At 64.9% G+C, this 2,853-nt stretch carries 3 protein-coding genes; all 3 read left to right on the top strand.

Going from position 1 to position 2,853, the window contains the following annotated elements:
- The coding region (locus AC3XYG_RS05335; protein ID WP_489138777.1) for an extracellular solute-binding protein at window positions 1-1,289 on the top strand (1,289 nt) is incomplete at its 5' end.
- Window positions 1,290-1,404: 115 nt separating this feature from the next.
- Window positions 1,405-2,328: a carbohydrate ABC transporter permease gene (locus AC3XYG_RS05330; RefSeq protein ID WP_489138776.1), complete on the top strand. Its 924-nt coding sequence runs from the start codon at window positions 1,405-1,407 to the stop codon at window positions 2,326-2,328.
- Between the two features lie 12 nt (window positions 2,329-2,340).
- On the top strand, window positions 2,341-2,853 hold a 513-nt coding region (locus AC3XYG_RS05325), incomplete at its 3' end, for an ABC transporter permease family protein (RefSeq protein WP_489138775.1).

Below are 2,853 nucleotides of genomic sequence, written 5' to 3'. Positions count from 1 at the left end.
ACGGCCCCGACTTCAAGAAGTTCGCGGGCAAGAAGATCAGCCTGCTGCTGAACAAGCATCCCTATACGGATGCGATGATCGCCAACCTCGACAACTTCAAGGCCATGACCGGGCTGGACGTCAGCTACGACGTGTTCCCGGAGGACGTCTATTTCGACAAGGTCACCGCCACCTTGTCGAGCAAGTCGCCGCAATACGACGTGTTCATGACCGGCGCCTACCAGACCTGGCAGTACGGCCCGGCCGGCTGGCTGGCCGACATGAACCCGTACATAAAGAACCCGGAGCTGACGGCCGCCGCCTACAACTGGGACGACGTGCTGCCCGGCCTGCGCGCCTCCACCGCCTGGTCGGGTGTGCCGGGCCAGCCGCTGGGCGGCGACGGCGCCAAGCAATGGGCGGTGCCCTGGGGCTTCGAGCTGAACAGCGTCGCTTACAACAAGCGGATCTTCGACGCCGCCGGCATGAAGCCGCCGAAGGATCTGCCTGAATTGGTCGACCAGGCCGGCAAGCTGAGCGCGCTGAACAAGGGCTTCTACGGCATCGGCGTCCGCGGCAGCCGCAGCTGGGCGACGATCCACCCCGGCTACCTCTCGGGCCTGACCAACTACGGCGGCAAGGATTTCGACACCACCGGCGGCAAGCTGAAGGCGTCGATGAACAGCGCCGAGGCCAAGGACTTCACCAAGCTGTGGATCGAGATGATCCAGAAGGGCGGGCCGAAGAACTGGACCACCTACACCTGGTACGAGGTCGGCAACGATTTGGGCGCTGGCGCCTCGGCCATGATCTTCGACGCCGACATCCTGGGCTATTTCCAGAACAAGGGGACGAAGGAGGCCGGCAACATCGCCTACCACCCCTTCACCGCCAAGCCCGGCGCGTCGGCCCCGACACCGAATGTCTGGATCTGGTCGCTGGCGATGAGCGCCTTCTCGCAGCAGCCCGACGCCGGCTGGTACTTCGTGCAATGGGCCAGCGGCACCGAGCACACCACCTTCGGCGCCACCAAGGCCGACCTGGTCAACCCGGTCCGCCAGTCGGTCTGGGACAATGCCGACTTCCACAATCGGCTGGAGAGCTATTCCGGCTATCTCGACCAGTACAAGGCCTCGGCCGCCGGGTCGAAGATCTACTTCACGCCGCAGCCGCTGTTCTTCAACCTGACCACGGAATGGGCCGCCAGCCTGCAGAAGATGTATGCCAACGAAATCCCGGTCGATGAAGGACTGGACCAGCTGGCGGAGTTCATCGACCAGCAGCTGAAGGATGCCGGCCTGGCCGACTGACGCCGTTCCGCCGGACCGGCCTTCCCCCCGCCGGTCCGGCGGCAGCCTCACCCCGCCGTTCTCTCCCCCGGCGGGGGCGGGGTTCAGCGACCGCCTCCCGAGAGGATCCCGACCCGTGGCCACGATTGCCGCCGACACTCTGCCCCGAACGCGCCGCCGCGCCGGCCCCGGCCTGCTGCCCTATCTCTTGAGCCTGCCGGCGCTGCTGGTGACGATCGGGATCCTGATCCCGTTCGGCACGGCAGTGTATTATTCGCTGCAGCGCTACAATTTGGCCTTCCCGGCCGGGCGCAAGATGATCTGGCTCGACAACTTTATCGCCCTGTTCGGCGACGGCCGGTTCTGGGGCACGATCCAGGCATCGCTGACCTACACATTGCTGACCGTCGGGCTGCAGCTGCTGCTGGGTCTGGGCATCGCGCTGCTGCTGGTGCGGCGCAGCCTGGTCAACAACCTGATGAGCGTGCTGCTGATCCTGCCGCTGATGGTGGCGCCGGCGATCGCCAGCCTGATGTGGAAGCTGATGACCAACCCGAATTTCGGGATCCTCAGCTACTTCGTGAACAGCCTGGGATTCACCAATTTCGGCTGGGCGTCGGACCCCGCCTCGGCAATGTTTACCGTGGTGCTGGTCGACACCTGGGTCTACACGCCATTCATCGCCATCCTGCTGCTGGCCGGCCTGCGCGCGCTGCCGCGCCAGCCCTTCGAGGCGGCGGAGCTGGACGGCGTGCCGCGCAGCTTCGTGTTCTTCCGCATCACCCTGCCGATGCTGCTGCCCTATATCCTGACCGCCAGCCTGTTCCGCATGCTGGACAGTATCCAGCAATTCGACATCGTCTACGCCATGACCCAGGGCGGCCCGGGCGACCGGCTGATGCTGTTCCAGATCCGCGCCTATCTCGAGGCCTTCACCTTCACCAATATCGGCCGGTCGGCCGCGATCCTGATGGTGCTGTGGGCGATCACCTTCGCGCTCAGCAATGTCTTTATCAAGCAATGGCTCCGGCTGCGCGCCCGCGCGCACGGCCGGGCCTGACGGGAGGATACGATGAGTTTCGGCCGGATCCTCCGCGGCGTGCTGCTGACGCTGGTGGGGCTGTTCTTCCTGTTCCCGCTGGTCTGGGTCGCGCTGATGTCGTTCATGACCAATGCCGACATCCTGCGCAGCCCGCCCAGCATCATCTTCAGCCCGACGCTGGGCAACTACGCGGCACTGGTCGCCGGCGAGTTGTCGACCAATGTCGGGGCGCTGAAGATCGACTACATGCAGAACCTGCTGAACAGCCTGATCCTCAGCGCCGGCTCGGTCATGCTGTCGCTGCTGCTCGGCGTGCCGGCGGCCTATGCCTTCGCCCGGTTCAAGTTCCGGCTGGGCGAGAACATGGCCTTCACCATGCTGTCCTTCCGCTTCGCCCCGCCACTGCTGGTGCTGCTGCCGCTGCAGCTGTACTTCCAGGACCTCGGCCTCAGCGACACCTATATCGGGCTGATCTGGGTGTACCAGCTGATCACCCTGCCGCTGATCCTGTGGATCGTGCGCGGCTATTTCGAGGATATCAGC

Source organism: Inquilinus sp. (genome assembly GCF_057815775.1).
Note: the sequence above shows the minus strand (reverse complement) of the source record. Positions and strands in the feature narration are given on the sequence as shown.